General features: G+C 64.4%; 13 protein-coding genes. 10 read left to right on the top strand and 3 right to left on the bottom strand.

Translation table 11 applies throughout. The annotated features are described in order from the left end of the window. The first annotated feature begins 321 nt into the window (after positions 1-321). The 3 genes from IVA88_RS31920 to IVA88_RS31910 are packed head-to-tail and all read left to right on the top strand — an operon-like array spanning position 322 to position 2,291. Entirely contained in the window at positions 322-864 is a 543-nt protein-coding gene (locus tag IVA88_RS31920) for a thiamine pyrophosphate-binding protein (protein WP_247501145.1), read from the top strand. Beyond that, positions 864-1,454, top strand: a complete 591-nt coding sequence (locus tag IVA88_RS31915) for a thiamine pyrophosphate-dependent enzyme (protein ID WP_247501144.1) — start codon at positions 864-866, stop codon at positions 1,452-1,454. Before IVA88_RS31920 ends, IVA88_RS31915 begins: the two co-directional genes overlap by 1 nt. A gap of 57 nt (positions 1,455-1,511) precedes the next feature. Then, entirely contained in the window at positions 1,512-2,291 is a 780-nt protein-coding gene (locus IVA88_RS31910) for an SDR family oxidoreductase (protein ID WP_247501143.1), read from the top strand. Between the two features lies 1 nt (position 2,292). On the opposite strand, the gene IVA88_RS31905 is transcribed toward IVA88_RS31910, so the two are convergent. From IVA88_RS31905 to IVA88_RS31895, 3 genes are read right to left on the bottom strand one after another with little or no spacing between them, the layout of a single operon-like run. Next, positions 2,293-3,087, bottom strand: coding sequence for an IclR family transcriptional regulator (locus tag IVA88_RS31905; protein WP_247501142.1), 795 nt, complete (start codon positions 3,085-3,087; stop codon positions 2,293-2,295). 23 nt (positions 3,088-3,110) lie between these two features. Next, positions 3,111-4,844, bottom strand: a complete 1,734-nt coding sequence (locus tag IVA88_RS31900; protein WP_247501141.1) for an FAD-dependent oxidoreductase — start codon at positions 4,842-4,844, stop codon at positions 3,111-3,113. Between the two features lie 7 nt (positions 4,845-4,851). Then, positions 4,852-6,066: an ABC transporter substrate-binding protein gene (locus IVA88_RS31895; protein ID WP_247501140.1), complete on the bottom strand. Its 1,215-nt coding sequence runs from the start codon at positions 6,064-6,066 to the stop codon at positions 4,852-4,854. Between the two features lie 369 nt (positions 6,067-6,435). Between IVA88_RS31895 and IVA88_RS31890 the strand changes: the two genes are divergently transcribed. The 7 genes from IVA88_RS31890 to IVA88_RS31860 all read left to right on the top strand — a co-directional run bounded on the left by IVA88_RS31890 (position 6,436) and on the right by IVA88_RS31860 (position 15,215). Continuing rightward, positions 6,436-7,737 (top strand): MFS transporter, encoded by a 1,302-nt coding sequence (locus tag IVA88_RS31890; RefSeq protein ID WP_247501139.1) that lies wholly within the window; start codon positions 6,436-6,438, stop codon positions 7,735-7,737. Positions 7,738-8,001: 264 nt separating this feature from the next. After that, a complete protein-coding gene (locus tag IVA88_RS31885) occupies positions 8,002-9,351 on the top strand; it encodes an extracellular solute-binding protein (protein WP_247501138.1) in 1,350 nt (449 codons plus the stop codon). An 81-nt stretch (positions 9,352-9,432) separates the two neighbouring features. Continuing rightward, on the top strand, positions 9,433-10,311 hold the full coding sequence (locus IVA88_RS31880) for an ABC transporter permease (protein ID WP_247501137.1): 879 nt from the start codon (positions 9,433-9,435) through the stop codon (positions 10,309-10,311). Then, a complete protein-coding gene (locus IVA88_RS31875) occupies positions 10,308-11,198 on the top strand; it encodes an ABC transporter permease (protein ID WP_247501136.1) in 891 nt (296 codons plus the stop codon). Before IVA88_RS31880 ends, IVA88_RS31875 begins: the two co-directional genes overlap by 4 nt. 7 nt (positions 11,199-11,205) lie before the next feature. After that, the gene (locus tag IVA88_RS31870) at positions 11,206-12,312 is read left to right on the top strand and encodes an ABC transporter ATP-binding protein (RefSeq protein ID WP_247501135.1); all 1,107 of its coding nucleotides are present in this window, start codon (positions 11,206-11,208) and stop codon (positions 12,310-12,312) included. A 21-nt stretch (positions 12,313-12,333) separates the two neighbouring features. Continuing rightward, complete coding sequence (locus IVA88_RS31865; protein WP_247501134.1) at positions 12,334-12,825, top strand: (2Fe-2S)-binding protein; 492 nt, start codon at positions 12,334-12,336, stop codon at positions 12,823-12,825. A 2-nt stretch (positions 12,826-12,827) separates the two neighbouring features. Continuing rightward, the gene (locus IVA88_RS31860; protein WP_247501133.1) at positions 12,828-15,215 is read left to right on the top strand and encodes a xanthine dehydrogenase family protein molybdopterin-binding subunit; all 2,388 of its coding nucleotides are present in this window, start codon (positions 12,828-12,830) and stop codon (positions 15,213-15,215) included. Positions 15,216-15,219: the final 4 nt, after the last annotated feature.

The following is a 15,219-nucleotide window of genomic DNA, read 5'->3' as shown; positions in this document are numbered from 1 at the left end:
CGATGACGAGCTCTACGGTGAACTGAGCTGCAAGCCAAAGCGACGGTCCTCCCTTCTCCCCTTGTGGGAGAAGGTGGCGCGAAGCGCCGGATGAGGGGTCTCTCTCCATGAAACAGGTGCGCTCGCGGAGACATACCCCTCACCCCAGTGAGTTCGTGTCTCCTTGCGGTGATGCCCTCTCCCACAAGGGGAGAGGGCGTTGCAACGTGCATCGGGCTTGCGGCAGCTATACAATTTCTCGATAGCTGGTCGTGCCAGACGGTCAGCGCCTTCGCGGACGAATATCGCTAGCGTTCTGCTCGAATGTGACGGAGACACGCGGTGCACCCCCCTCAACCCAATCCCGAAGCGCACGCAAGCGACGACTGGCCATCCGAGCTCTACCGCATCCTAAAAGCCGCCGACGTGCGGCAGATGTCGTACGTCCCCGATGCCGGCCACAGCCAGCTCATCCGCCTGTTCTCCGCGGACCGCGACGTCACCACCAATGTGCTGACGACGGAAGAGGAGGGCGTGGCCATTGCCGCCGGCGCCTGGCTCGGCGGCCAGCGCAGCGTGCTCTTGATGCAGTCGAGCGGGGTCGGCAATTGCATCAACATGCTGTCGCTGTCGGCGATCGGACGATTTCCACTGCTGATGCTGGTGACGATGCGCGGCGAATGGGCCGAGTTCAATCCGTGGCAGGTGCCGATGAGCCGGGCGACGCAGCCCTCACTGGAGGCTATCGGCTTGAAGGTGATGCGGGCGGAGACGGCGGAGGATCTGGTCGAGACGGTGGAATCGGCCGCAGCGCTCGCCTACGATTCCGATCAACAGATCGCGGTGCTGATCGGCCAGCGCCTGATCGGCAAGAAGAAGTGGTGATGCCAATGCAAGCTCAACTCGACCGCCGCGCCGCCGTCGCCGCGCTCTTGAAGAATCGCAAGGACACGCTAGTCGTGTCCGGTCTCGGCTCGCCGACCTACGACCTTCATTCGGTCGGCGACCATGACGGCAATTTCTATCTCTGGGGCGCCATGGGCGGCGCCGCCCTGATCGGGCTTGGCCTCGCCCAAGCCCAGCCGGAAAAGCGCGTCCTCGCTTTGACTGGTGATGGCGAGCAGTTGATGGGCATCGGCGGCATGGCCACCATCGGCGTCGCGCGCCCGCGCAATCTCGACATCGTCGTGATCGACAACCAGCATTTTGGCGAGACCGGGATGCAGGCCAGCCACACCGGCCGCGGGGTCGACCTCACGGCGATTGCGGCGGCCTGCGGCTTTGTTGGGACCGCGACCCTGCGCACGCTCGAGGAAGTGGAGCGCCTCGCGCGGCAGCTCGTGGAGCCGTCCGATGGACCGCGGCTTTTTGTCATCAAGGTTCTGGCCGAAAATCCGCCGCGCTCGCTGCCCTCGCGCGATGCCGTCTTTATCAAGAACCGGTTCCGTGCTCATCTTGGTTTCGCGGCGGCCTGAGCCGGGTTTCTCTCCCGGCGACAGTCTGCCGCGAAGCAGCTATCCTGGAGTGAGACCATGAAACTAACCGGCAAGGTCGCCGCCATCACCGGCGCGGCGCGCGGCATCGGCAAGGCTTGTGCGAAACGATTCCTGGATGATGGCGTCAAAGTCGTCATCTCGGATGTCGATGCTGACGGTTTGGCCGCGACGGCCGCCGAATTCGCGCGGCCGGATGCATTGCGTACCGTCGTCGGCAATGTCGCCAGGCGTCCCGATGTCGACCAACTCGTCGCAACCGCCGTGAAGGAATTCGGCCGGCTCGACATCATGGTCAACAACGCCGGCGTTGCCCGCAACCAGGACATTCTGGATATCTCCGAGCAGGATTTCGACGACGTCATCGCCATCAATCTGAAGGGGGCGTTCTTCGGGGTGCAGGCGGCGGCGAAGCAAATGATCGCGCAAGGCGGCGGCGGGGTGATCATCAACATGTCTTCGGTGAATGCACTGCTGGCGATCCCGACCCTTGCGACCTATGCCATCTCCAAGGGCGGCATGAAGCAGCTCACATCAGTGGCTGCCGTCGCGCTCGCCCCGCACAACATTCGTGTGGTGGCCGTCGGACCCGGCACGATCCTCACCGACATGGTGGCGTCCGCGATCTACACGTCGGAAGATGCCCGCAAGACGGTGCTGTCGCGCACGCCGGCCGGCCGCGGCGGCGAGCCGGGCGAGGTGGCCTCCGTCGTGGCGTTTCTTGCTAGCGACGATGCATCGTACATCACCGGGCAGACGATTTATCCCGATGGCGGCCGGCTGATCCTGAACTACACGGTGCCGGTCAAGGATAAATAGATCACCCCGCCGCAACGGTCATGCCGTGACCCAGCCGTTTCGAAATGCCGCCGGCGCAGTCGCGCAGCGCGTGCGCGATCGGGCTGTCCCAGCGGGCATCGAACGTGCCTTCCGGCCCCATCGCGGTGATCACCAGCGCGACATGGCCGGAATGGTCGAACACCGGCGCGGAGAATGCATTGACGCCGGGCAGGGGATCGCCGAGCGCGCGGGCGAGGCCGTGCTTGCGGACCTCGGTGAGCATGTCGGTGACCTTCGCGCCTTTCACGGTGCGCTTCGGATTGTAGCCGACGCCGTGGCGATCGAGGCCGCTTTCGAGTGCGGCGTTGATCGTTTTCTCCGGCAGGAAGGCCGCAAAGGCCCGGCCCGTGGCCGTCTCCAGCAGCGCCATCACCGAGCCGGCACGCATGACAATGTGCACGGGCTGGCCAGGCTCTTCAAGCTGCACCACGGTCGGGCCGTGCGTGCCCCAGACCGCCAGCGAGACGGCATGCCCAATGCGACTTGCGAGCGCCGCGATCTTCGGTCCGGCGATACGGACTCCGGACAGGCGGCGCAGGCTGATCAGGCCGAGTTCCAGCGCCAACGCGCCGATCTCGTACCGGCCGGTGGTCTCGTCCTGCTCGATCAAGCCGATGCGGGAGAAGCTGGCGAGATAGGGATGCGCCTTGGCCGGCGTCATGCCGGCCTCGCGGGCGAGATCGCGCAGCATCATCGGCTCGCCGCATCTCGCAAGCGCGCGGAGCAATTCTCCGCCGACCTCGATCGACTGGATGCCGCGACTCTCTGTCTTCATGCGCCTCCTGGCGTCCGGCTCGCTTACGCTGCGTTGCGCTTGGCGGCGCTGTCGGCGAGATGACGGCCGGCAATGTAGCCGAAGGTCAGCGCCGGCCCAAGCGTGATGCCTGCACCGGGATAATTGCCGCCCATGATGCTCGCCATGTCGTTGCCGGCGGCATAGAGCCCCGGAATCACCCGTCCCTCCGCATCGAGCGCCCGCGCGTTCTCGTCGGTGACGATGCCGGCATAGGTGCCGAGATCGCCGACCACCATCTTGATGGCGTAGAACGGACCGTTCTCGATCGGCGCGACGCAGGGATTCGGGCCGTGCAGCGCATCGCCCTGGTAGCGGTTATAGGCTTTTGTTCCCTTGCCGAAGGCCGCATCATGGCCCTGCGGTGCGGTCGCATTGAATTGCTTGACGGTCTCGACGAACGCCGTGGCGTCGATGCCCGCTTTTGCCGCGAGCGCCTCCAGCGTCTCGCCGCGCATGAGATAGCCGGTCTCGAGATGATGACCCAGCGGCATCGGGAATGGCGGCACGCAGCCGAGGCCGTATTTGCGCAGGGCCTGGTGATCGCAGACCAGGTACGCCGCGATCTCCTCGCCGGGCTTCGCCGCCTTGACCATGGCCTGAACAAAGTCGTGATAGGAATTGCCTTCATTGGCAAAGCGCTTGCCGTCGCGCATCACCGCGATCACACCGGGTTTTGCGCGGTCGATGAAATGCGGCATCACGCCGTTTGAGCCGTCCTTGCGCTTGGTGACCGAGACCGGGACCCAGGCTGCAGCGTTCGGCAGGCGGTCCTCGACATGTCCGCCGGCGCTTTCCGCAAGGCGAAGGCCGTCGCCGGTGTTGCCGCTCGGTCCCGGCGAAAAATGCTCCTTGCCGGTCGGCGCGTGTGGAAACATCTTCTTGCGCCGTTCGATATCGTGCGGGAAACCGCCGCAGGCGAGCACGACGCCTTGCCTTGCACGAATGCGGACGTCGCGTCCCTCGCGAGCGACGATGGCGCCGGTGACGGCGCCGTTCTCGACCGTCAGCTCGCGCACCGGCGCGGACAGCCACATCGGAATCTTCAGATCCTGCGCGGATTTTGCCAGTCGACCGGCGAGCGCATTGCCGTTGGTCAGCGTCATGCCGCGGCCGTAGCGCAGCACGTCCATCAGATGCCGCGACAGGCGCTTTGCGACATAGACCGCCGAGGTCAGCGACTTTGTCGCGCGCATGAAATGGACGATGTCCTTGCCGGATCCGAGCATCATGCCGAATACGGTCAGCTCTGGCAGCGGCGCACCTAACGTCTTGATCTCGTCGCCGAGCTCGCGGCCGTCGAAGGGGCGTGCGACCATCGAACGGCCACCCTGGGTGCCGCCGGGCGCCTCGGCGTGATAGTCCGGGAACACCAGCGGCATGTCGAAACGGAGCGCGGTCTTGCTGGTGAAGAAATCGACCGCCTCGGGCCCGGCGCTCAGGAATGCATCGACGCGGGCGGCGTCAAAGTTGTTGCCTGCTTCGTGCCGCAGATAGGCGCGGGCCTGCTCCGGCGTCTCTTCGATGCCGTAAGCGCGCGCCAGCGAGGTGCCGGGAATCCAGAGCCAGCCGCCGGAGCGGGCGGTGGTGCCGCCGAAGCGCGGTTCCTTCTCGACGATCAGGACGTCGAGACCGCGATAGCGCGCGGTGATCGCGGCCGACATCCCGGATGCGCCCGATCCGGCCACGAGCACATCGCACTCGTAAGTCTCACTTGCGTTGCGCTCGTTGCCGGTCATGCAGGCCTCACTTCTTGAGCAGAGGACATTTGGACTCGGAGACCGGGCGGAAGGCGTCCTCGCCCTTCACCGTCTTGATGATCTCGAGGTAATCCCAGGGTTCCTTGGACTGCTCGGGCGTTTTCACCTTGGCGAGATACATGTCGCGAATGACGCGGCCATCCTCGCGCAAGCGTCCGCCATGAACGAATGTATCCTCAATTGGCAGCTCGCGCATCTTGGCCATCGCCTTGGCGGGATCATCGGTGCCGGCGGCCTTGATGGCCTTGAGATAATGCAGCACCGAGCCGTAGACGCCGGTCTGGATCATGGTCGGCATCACCTTGGTGCGCTCGTAGAATTTCCTCGACCATGCGCGGGTCGCCTCGTCCATGTTCCAGTAGGAGGCCGTGGTCATGTAGGTGCCTTGCGCAGCCTTGAGCCCGATCGCGTGCACGTCGGTGTCGAACATCAGGAGGCCGACCAGCTTCTGGCCGCCTTGGACCAGGCCGAACTCGCCCGACTGCTTGATTGCATTGTCCGTGTCCTGGCCGGCGTTGGCGAAGGCGACGACGTCCGATTTCGAGCTCTGCGCCTGGAGTGCAAAGGAGGAGAAATCTGCCGTATTGGTCGGATGCTTCACGCCGCCCAGAACCTTGCCGCCCATCTCGTTGATGAAGCGCGTGGCGTCCTTCTCGAGCTGCTGGCCGAAGGCGTAGTCGGCGGTGATGAAGTACCAGGATTTTCCGCCTTCCCTAATCACGGCGGAGGCCGTCACCTTCGACAGCGCGTAGGTGTCGTAGGTGAAGTGCACGGTGTTCGGGCTGCAAAGCTCGTCGGTCAGCGAGCTTGCGCCGGGGCCGGAGAGAAGCGCAACCTTGTTGCGCTCGCGCACCATATTGTGCACGGCGATCGCGATGCCGGAATTGGGGATGTCGACGACGGCATCGACCTTGCCGTTGTCGAACCAGCCGCGCACGATCTGCACGCCGACGTCGGTCTTCATCTGGTGGTCGGCGCTGATGATCTCGATCGGCTTGCCGAGCACGGTGGGCCCGAATTCCTCCACCGCCATCTTCGCGGCCTCCACGGAGCCCGGCCCGCTGTTGTCGCGGCCCCAGCTCGACAGGTCCGTCAGCACACCAATCCGCACGGCGTCGTCGGAAATTTGCGCGTTCGCAACGGTGGTTATGGCAGCCCAAGTCATGGCCGCGAGCATGGCGCAGGCCAAAAACCCTCTCATCGTCGTTCCCTCTCTTTTATGGGCTGGTTTGTGCAGCCGGTTATTGTGGCAGCAAATTAGATAATGGCGAATTAGTTTGTCAATAGCAGATAACAGGCTGGGATGAGTTCCGCTGTCCCACGGACGGTGCTGCCGAAGCGAGCGCGCAACTGCTCCCACACACGTCATTGCGAGCGGAGCGAAGCAATCCAGAATCTTCCGCGCGGGCACTCTGGATTGCTTCGTCGCAAGTGCTCCTCGCAATGACGGGTGTCGGAGCAGTGAGGCGCAAAACCTCGCACCGTGATCTCTGCGAGAGGCGATACCTCCGCAGGTTGCAACCGCCATCGTGATTGGCCATGATGCCGTCCGGGAATCTTGGGGCGTGGCATGACGGCAGTATCGGGGGTCTCCGCGGCGGCGGAGAAATCGACGACGGCGCATGTGGTGTGGGCGAGCGCGCTCGGCACCGCGATCGAGTGGTACGATTTCCTGATCTACGGGACGGCAGCGGCGCTGGTGCTGAACAAGCTGTTCTTCCCGAGCTTCGATCCCTTCGTCGGCACGCTGGCCGCGTTCTCGACCTATGCGGTCGGCTTTGTCGCGCGGCCGATTGGCGGTGCCATCATCGGGCATTACGGCGACCGGCTCGGCCGCAAGAAGATGCTGGTCGCGACCATGATCGCGATGGGACTCGGCACGTTCCTGATCGGCTGCCTGCCGACCTACAGCCAGATCGGCGTCTGGGCGCCCATCTTCCTCGTCATCTTGCGCTTCATCCAGGGCATCGGACTCGGTGGCGAGTGGAGCGGCGCGGTGGTCATGGTGGCCGAGCACGCCGGCAATCGCCGCGGCTTGTACGGCAGCCTGGTGCAGATCGGCTTCCCCGTCGGCGTCGCCGCCTCCACCGGCATTTTTGGTCTGATGACGCAGCTGCCCGAAGCGGATTTCCTCAGCTGGGGCTGGCGCGTGCCGTTCCTGATCAGCATCTTGCTCGTCGGCCTCGGCTTCATCGTGCGGCTGAAACTCGCGGAGACGCCGCACTTCAAGGAGGTGGTCGAGCGCAGGGAGGTGCTGGCGCGGCCGGCGCTGGAAGTCCTGCGCCGCGATTGGCGCAGCTTCCTGCTCGCAATCGGCATCACGGTGTCCGAAGTCGGGCTCGCCTATCTCCTCACCGTTTTCACTGTGGTCTATGCCACCACGCAGCTCGGCCTGCCGCGGCAGGTGATCCTGAATGCGGTGGTCTATGCCGCGCTCGTCGAGCTCGCGACCCTGCCGCTCGCCGGTTGGTTGTCCGACATCTTCGGCCGCAAGGCGCTGTATCTCGCCGGCGGCGTGTTCTCGGTGGCGCTGGCGTTTCCGCTGTTCTGGCTCCTCGACACCAGGGAGCCGGCCCTGATCACGCTCGCGCTCGTCGTCACGATGACACTGACGCATGCGCTGCTGTTCGGCCCGAAGGCGGCCTTCATGCCGGAGCTGTTCCGCACCCAGGTGCGCTACAGCGGCGCATCGCTGGGAGCCAACGTTGCCGCCGCGCTCAGTGGCGGCTTCTCGCCGCTGATTGCGACAGCACTGCTGGCATGGGCCGGTTCTTATTGGGCCGTGTCGGTCTACATCATCGCGCTGTCGGTCATCACCATCATCGCAACGCTGATCGCGCCGGAGACGGCGCGGACCCAGCTCAGGTCCTGAGGACCGCCTTCATCACGTCTGCCGCGCCAGCCGGCCCGCGCGTTCGAAGCTATCGTTTTTGTATGCACGTCCTGACGCCTTCTTATGCGCGCTGCCAAAAGCCGATGCAGCGGGGCGAACCATTAGCCGCGTTTATGCGGCGAATTTTTACTTCCAATTTTACTTCACAACATCCCGCCCATAGCCTCGCCCGCAATTGATCACATCCGCAGCCGGTCAATGGCGACCGGAGCGCAGCGTTCATTGTAGCCAACGAGGGTTGCCATGCTTGACAGGGATAAGGGGACATCCACTGCCGATCCGGCGGGGACGAGCGACAAGCCTGCGAAAAAGCTGAGCAGGCGCACGCTGTTGAAGGGCGCTGCGGCGGTGGCCGGCACGGCCGCAGGATCGGACGCAATCCGCGGCTTCCCGACCATCTGGGCGCAGGAGATCAAGGACATCGAGCTGCGCCATGTCGGCGTGTCCTATTCGGTGGTGAAGGCCATCGGTGACCAGGCGGCCAAGGATCTCGGCTTCAAGGTGACGATGCAGAACCTCGATACCTCCGCCGCCATCAACCGCTTCATAAGCCAGCCCAATACGGTCGACATCGCCGATATCGAGGGCTGGCAGGCCAAGCTCGCCGCCAAGCGCGGCGTGATCCAGGGCATCGAGGTCAAGAAGATCAAGGAGTTCGACAACATCCTGCCGATCTTCACCAAGGGCGAGATCGACGGCCATAAGATTCCGCGCCAGGGCATCTCGCCCTACGAGGCGATGTATATCGCCAAGCCCGATTCGACCGATTTGAACGACGGCGTGACCGAATGGGCGACCTTCCTGCCGCAGGTCTACAACGCCGACTCCATCGGCTACCGCCCCGACCTCGTCGGCCATGAAGTCACAGAATGGAAGGATCTGATCGATCCGAAATTCAAGGGCAAGGCCGCGATCCTCGACGTACCCGCGATCGGCATCATGGACGCTGCGCTCTGCTTCGAAAGCGCCGGGCTGATCAAGTACGGCAACAAGGGCAACATGACCAAGGAGGAGATCGACTTCACCTGCAACAAGCTGATCGAGCTCAAGAAGCAGGGCCAGTTCCGCGCGACCTGGACCACCTTCGACCAGTCGGTACAGCTGATGGCGGCGGGCGAAGTGGTCATCCAGTCGATGTGGTCGCCGGCGGTTGCCGCGGTGCGCGTGAAAGAAATCCCCTGCGTCTACGCGCCGGTCAACATCAAGAACGGCAAGGAAGGCTATCGCGGCTGGTGCAACGGCATGGGCCTGATGAAGCACCTCTCCGGCAAGAAGCTCGACGCCGCCTACGAATATCTCAACTGGTATCTGTCGGGTTGGCAGGGCGGTTTCGTCGCGCGCTACGGCTATTACAGCCCGGTCCCCTCGACTGCGAAGAAATTCCTTACGCCGGCCGAATGGGCGTTCTGGTACGAGGGCCAGCCCGCGCCCGAGGTGGTCAACGACCCCTATGGCGTGCCGATGGAGAAGACCGGCACCAAGCGTGACGGCGGCTCGTTCCTTGACCGCGTCAAGAACATCTCGTGCTGGAACACGCTGATGGACGAAGCCGCCTACATGAACAAGCGCTGGAACGACTTCAAGGTGGCCTGAAACCTGCTTCCCTGACGTGAACGAAGCGCCGGCGCGGCAACGCGCCGGTGCCAAAAGACCGACTTCGAGGCGTTTGCCGATATGCAGTCCAGTCAAACTCTATCACGCGCAAATCTCGCCGGCTGGCTCTACGTGTCGCCGCTTGTGCTGGTGCTCGTGCCGTTTTTCGTCGCGCCGATCTTGGTCGTGCTGGCCGCGAGCTTCTTTGCTACCGACGGCTTTGGCGGGCTGACGCCCGACTTCACGCTGGCGAGCTACATCGATGTGCTGCATTCGGCGCTCACGCTGAAGCTGTATCTGGCGACGATCAAGTTCACGGTGCTGACCTGGATCTTCACGCTGATCATCGGCTTCTTCGTCGCGTACTTCCTGGTTTTCCATGTCCGCAATCAATTGCTGGCGATTGGTCTGTTCCTGCTCTGCACGGTGCCGTTCTGGACCTCGAACATCATCCGGATGATTTCCTGGATTCCGCTGCTCGGCAAGGAGGGCCTGATCAATCAGGCGCTGCTGGCGCTCGGCATGATCCGCCAGCCGCTTGAGGTGCTACTGTTCTCCGACCTTGCGGTGGTCATCGCCTATGTCCATCAGCTCACCATCTTCATGATCGTGCCGATCTTCAATTCCATGGCGCGGATCGACAAGAAGCTGATCGAGGCCGCCATCGATGCCGGCGCCAGCCGCTTCGACATCATGCGCTTGATCGTGGTGCCCATGTCCAAGAGCGGCATCGCGCTCGGCACCATCTTCGTCGTCTCCATCGTGATGGGTGATTTCTTCGTGGTCAAGGTGATGTCCGGCGGCGGCTCTGCTTCGGTTGTCAGCGCGTTCTATGAGGACGTCGGTGTGCTGCAATATCCGACCGCCGCGGCAAGCGCGGTGCTGCTGACGCTGGCGCTGGTCGCGATCGTCTCGCTGATCCTGCGCACCGTCGACATCCGCCAGGAGATCACGCGATGAGCGCGGTTCTTGCCGACATGCCCGAGACGGTCGCGCCGGCGACGACGAAGGCGATCGCGCCGAGCCGCGGGCAGCGGCCCTGGACGTTCTACGTGCTGGCGACGCTGTTCGCGTTCTACGTGCTCGCGCTCTACGGCCCGATGTTCTGCATTTACATCCTGTCATTCCAGGATATCCGCGGCGGCCTCGTCTTCCCGATGAAGGGCACTTCGCTGCACTGGTTTGTCGACCTCTTCACCCAGGTGCGGACCGGCGACGTCAAGGGCTCGTTCGATCGCTCGATCAAGCTCGCAATTATCGTCACTGCCATCACGGTGGTGGTCTCGTTCCTCGCCGGGCTCGGCTTTCGCAGGCGCTTTCGCGGCGACACCGTCGTGTTCTACATGATGATCGGCAGCCTGGTCGCGCCGGGTCTCGTGCTCGGCCTTGGCACCGGCCTGCTGTTCCAGGCGCTCGGACTGAACGCGAGCTGGTACACCTCGGCGCTCGGCGCGCAACTGTCCTGGACGCTGCCGTTCGGCGTGCTCGTGATGTTTGCGGTGATGTCGCGCTTCAACCAGGTCTGGGAGGAGGCGGCCTACGACCTCGGCGCCAGCCGCTGGCAGTCGATCCGGTTGGTGATGATCCCGGTGCTGGCGCCCGGCCTGGTCGCGGTCGCGCTGTTCGGCTTCACGCTTTCCTACGACGAGTTCGCGCGCAGCCTGCAGACCGCGGGCTCACTGAACACGCTGCCCCTGGAGATCTGGAGCATGACGCTGAACGTCACCTCGCCCTCGCTCTACGCGCTCGGCACGGTGACGACGATCGTCTCCTTCATCGTCATCGGCGCGAGCCTGGGCAGCATCGTGCTGATCCAGAAGAAGCGCGGCAGCAGCACAAAGGGTTGAGCGGGGAATGAAGAGCGATCGCGGCGATATCGAGCTGGCAGGCGTCTGCAAGAGCTTTGACGGCGTCACCAATGTGGTCGACGGCGTCAACCTGAAGATCGCCGACGGCGCCTATTGCTGCTTCATCGGCCCGTCCGGCTGCGGCAAGACCACGATTTTGCGCATGATCGCCGGCCACGAGGACCCGAGCGCGGGCGAGATCGTGATTGGCGGGCAGAACGTGGTCGGGCTCGCGCCGGTGCAGCGGCGCACCGCGATGATGTTTCAGTCCTACGCGCTGTTCCCGCACCTGACGGTGCGCGAGAACATCGCCTTTGCGCTCCGCGTGCGCGGCATGTCGAAGGCCGATCGCTTGCGTGCGGCCGATGCCATGATCGAGAAGGTGCGGTTGACGCAATTCGCCGACCGGTTGCCGGCGCAGCTCTCCGGCGGCCAGCAGCAGCGCGTGGCGCTGGCACGCGCGGCGATCACCGAACCGAGGGTACTCTTGCTGGACGAGCCGCTGTCCGCCCTCGACGAGCAGCTCCGCGTGCAGATGCGCCAGGAGCTCAGGCGGATGCAGCAGGAGCTCGGCATTACCTTCATCCACGTCACCCACACCCAGCTCGAGGCGATCGCACTGGCCGATCTGGTCGTGGTGATGGAGCAGGGCAAGATCAAGCAGGCGGGCGCGGCGCGCGACGTCTATGCCCATCCGCACGATCGTTACGTCGCGGAGTTCATGGGCGGGCAGAACGTGCTGTCGGGCCGGGTTGAGAAGGTCAACGGCTCGAGTTTTACACTGGCACAGGCGGCGCCTGATGGCATCGAGGTTCCACTCCAGAGACGGCCGTCGGTCAGCGTCGGCGACAAGGTCGATATTGCCGTGCGCCGCGACGATGTCGCGTTGGTCCGGCCGGGCAGAGAGCTGCCGCCGGGCTGCACCAATTCGCTGCCGAGCCGCGTGCTCGCGATCGAATACCAGGGCTATTTCGTCAAGGTCATGCTCGACACCGTGCCGGACGACGCGTTCGTCGCCTACGTGCCGGAAAAGACCTTCTTCGCGGATCCCTTCACCGTCGGCGACGTCGTATTGGCCACCTGGGCCACCGGCAGCGCACTTCCACTCGCCTAAAGACCCGTCGCGCACAGGAGTATGATCGTGCAGATATCCTTCACACTCAACGGACGGCCAACCACTGTCGATGCCGAGCCGGCGACGCTCGTCGCCGAGCTGCTGCGCGAGCGGCTCAATCTCACCGGCACGCATATCGGCTGCGACACCAGCCAGTGCGGCGCCTGCGTCGTGCATCTCAATGGCTTGCCGGTGAAGAGCTGCACGCTGCTGGCGCCCGCGCTCGACGGCGCGACGCTGCTCACCATCGAGGGGCTCCAGGGCGTGCCCGGTTCGAACCAGATGCATCCGATGCAGGAAGCATTTCGCGAACACCATGGCTTGCAATGCGGCTTTTGCACGCCGGGCATGCTGATGACGGCGGTGGCGCTCGCGACCGAGAAGCCGGACCTGACGGAAGCCGACGTCCGCCACGGCCTCGAAGGCAATATCTGCCGCTGCACCGGCTATCAGAACATCGTGGTCTCAGTGATGGCGGGCGCCGTCGCCATGAACGCCGCCAAGGGAGAGTGACCATGGGCAATGTGATCGGGATCGGCGCCTCGCCGAAGCGGAAAGAGGACCAGCGCTTCCTCACCGGCCGCGGCAATTACGTCTCCGACATCAAACGTCCCGGCATGACCGCGGGTGTGTTCGTGCGCTCGCCGCACGGACACGCGATGCTGCGCGGCGTCGACAAGAGTGCGGCACTCGCATCGCCCGGTGTCATCGCGGTCCTGACCGGCGAGGATGCCGCGGCCGACAAGCTGGGCTCGCTGCCCTGCGGCTGGGGCATCTCGGATGCCAAAGGCGTACCGATGAAGGAGCCGCCATTCCCGATGCTGGCACAGGGCAAGGTGCGCTTCGTCGGCGACATGGTGGCCTTCGTCATCGCGGAGACGCCGGCGCAGGCCAGCGCGGCGGCCGAGCTGCTGACGGTCGATTACGAGGTACTGCCCTCGGTGGTCGGCGTGCTCGAAGCCGTGCGGCCGGGCGCGCCGCAATTGTTCGACGATGTGCCGAACAACATCTGCTGCGATTGGGAGCTCGGCGACAAGGCCGCGGTCGAAACCGCCTTCCGGAAAGCGGCGCACGTCGCAAAGCTCAGCCTCGTCAACAACCGATTGATCGGCAACCCGATGGAGCCGCGCGCGGCGATCGCCGAATACGAGCCCGGCACCGATCGCTTCACACTGTGGACCACCAGCCAGTTTCCGCACGTCGTGCGCCTCCTGATGGGCGCGCTGGTGCTGAACATTCCGCAGCACAAGCTGCGCGTGGTCGCGCCCGATGTCGGCGGCGGCTTCGGCGTCAAGCAGTTCCACTACGGCGAGGAGGCCGTGATCACCTGGGCCGCCAAACGCGTGATGCGGCCGATCAAATGGGTGGCGAGCCGGTCGGAGGGCTATGTCTCCGATCGCCACGGGCGCGATCACGTCACCGAGGCCGAGCTCGCGCTCGACGAGACCGGAAAATTCCTCGCTTTCCGTGTCAACACGCTCGCCAATATGGGCGGCTATCTCTCGACCTTCGGACCGAACATTCCGACCAATCTCTATGGTCCGCTGCTCGGCGGCGTCTACACCACGCCGGCAATCTACTGCAACGTGAAGGTAGTGTTCACCAACACCGTTCCGGTCGACGCCTATCGCGGCGCGGGCCGGCCCGAGGCCACGTTCGTGCTGGAGCGTATCGTCGACGTCGCGGCAGCCGAAATGGGTATCGACCGCGTCGAGATCCGCCGACGCAACATGATTCCGAAGGAGGCCTATCCGTATCAGACGCCGGTGCTGGTGCAGTACGATTCCGGCGATCCGATGGGGTGTCTCGACGGCGCGCTCGTCGCGGCCGACGTCAAGAACTTCGGCATCCGCAAGGCAGAATCGGCGCGCAGGGGCAAATTCCGCGGGCTCGGCTACTCGACATATGTCGAGGCCTGCGGCCTTGCGCCGTCGCGCTTCGCGGGACGATTGGGAGCGCGCGGCGGGCTCTATGAAAGCGCCACGGTCCGCGTGCATCCGACCGGCCAGGTGACCGTCATGATCGGCACCCACAATCACGGCCAGGGCCACGAGACGACGTTCGCGCAGATCGTCTCGGAAAAGCTCGGCGTCGCGTTCGACAATGTCGACATCGTGTTCGGCGATACCGACCGCGTGCAGTTCGGCATGGGCACCTATGGCTCTCGTTCGCTAGTGGTCGGCGGCGCGGCGCTGTCGAAGGCGACGGACAAGGTGGTCGCGAAAGGCAAGAAGATCGCGGCACATCTGCTTGAAGCGGCCGAAGTGGATATCCAGTTCGAGGCGGGAAAATTCTCCGTCGCGGGCACCGACCGCGCCAAGACGTTCGAGGAGATCGCGGGCGCCGCCTACGTGCCGCATGACTATCCGCTCGAAGTGCTGGAGCCGGGGCTGGAAGAGCAGGCCTATTACGATCCCGTCAACTTCACCTATCCCGGCGGCTGCCACATCGCCGAGGTCGAGGTCGATCCGGAAACCGGCACGGTGACGCTGGTCAATTACACCGCGGTGGACGACGTCGGCACGGTTATCAACCCGATGATCGTCGAGGGGCAGTTGCATGGCGGCATCGTGCAGGGCGTCGGCCAGGCGCTGTACGAGAACGCGGTCTATGACGAGGGCTCCGGCCAGCTGCTGTCGGGTTCGCTGATGGACTATTGCATGCCGCGCGCCGACCACATGCCGATGATGAAGATCGCGACCCATTCGACGCTGTGCACGCACACGCCGATGGGCGTGAAAGGCTGCGGCGAGGTCGGCACCATCGGCTCTCCCGCTGCCATCATCAACGCCGTGGTCGACGCGCTATCGCATCTCGGCGTCACCCATGTCGACATGCCGGCGACGCCGAACCGGATCTGGCGCCTGCTGCAGAACGCGTCGCTGCCCGTCGCTGCGGAATAGGGAG

Origin of the sequence: Bradyrhizobium sp. 149, assembly GCF_023073915.1 — a bacterium.
Lineage (GTDB): Bacteria > Pseudomonadota > Alphaproteobacteria > Rhizobiales > Xanthobacteraceae > Bradyrhizobium.
The sequence above is the reverse complement of the archived record's forward strand: the minus strand, read 5'-3'. Positions and strand labels throughout refer to the sequence as shown.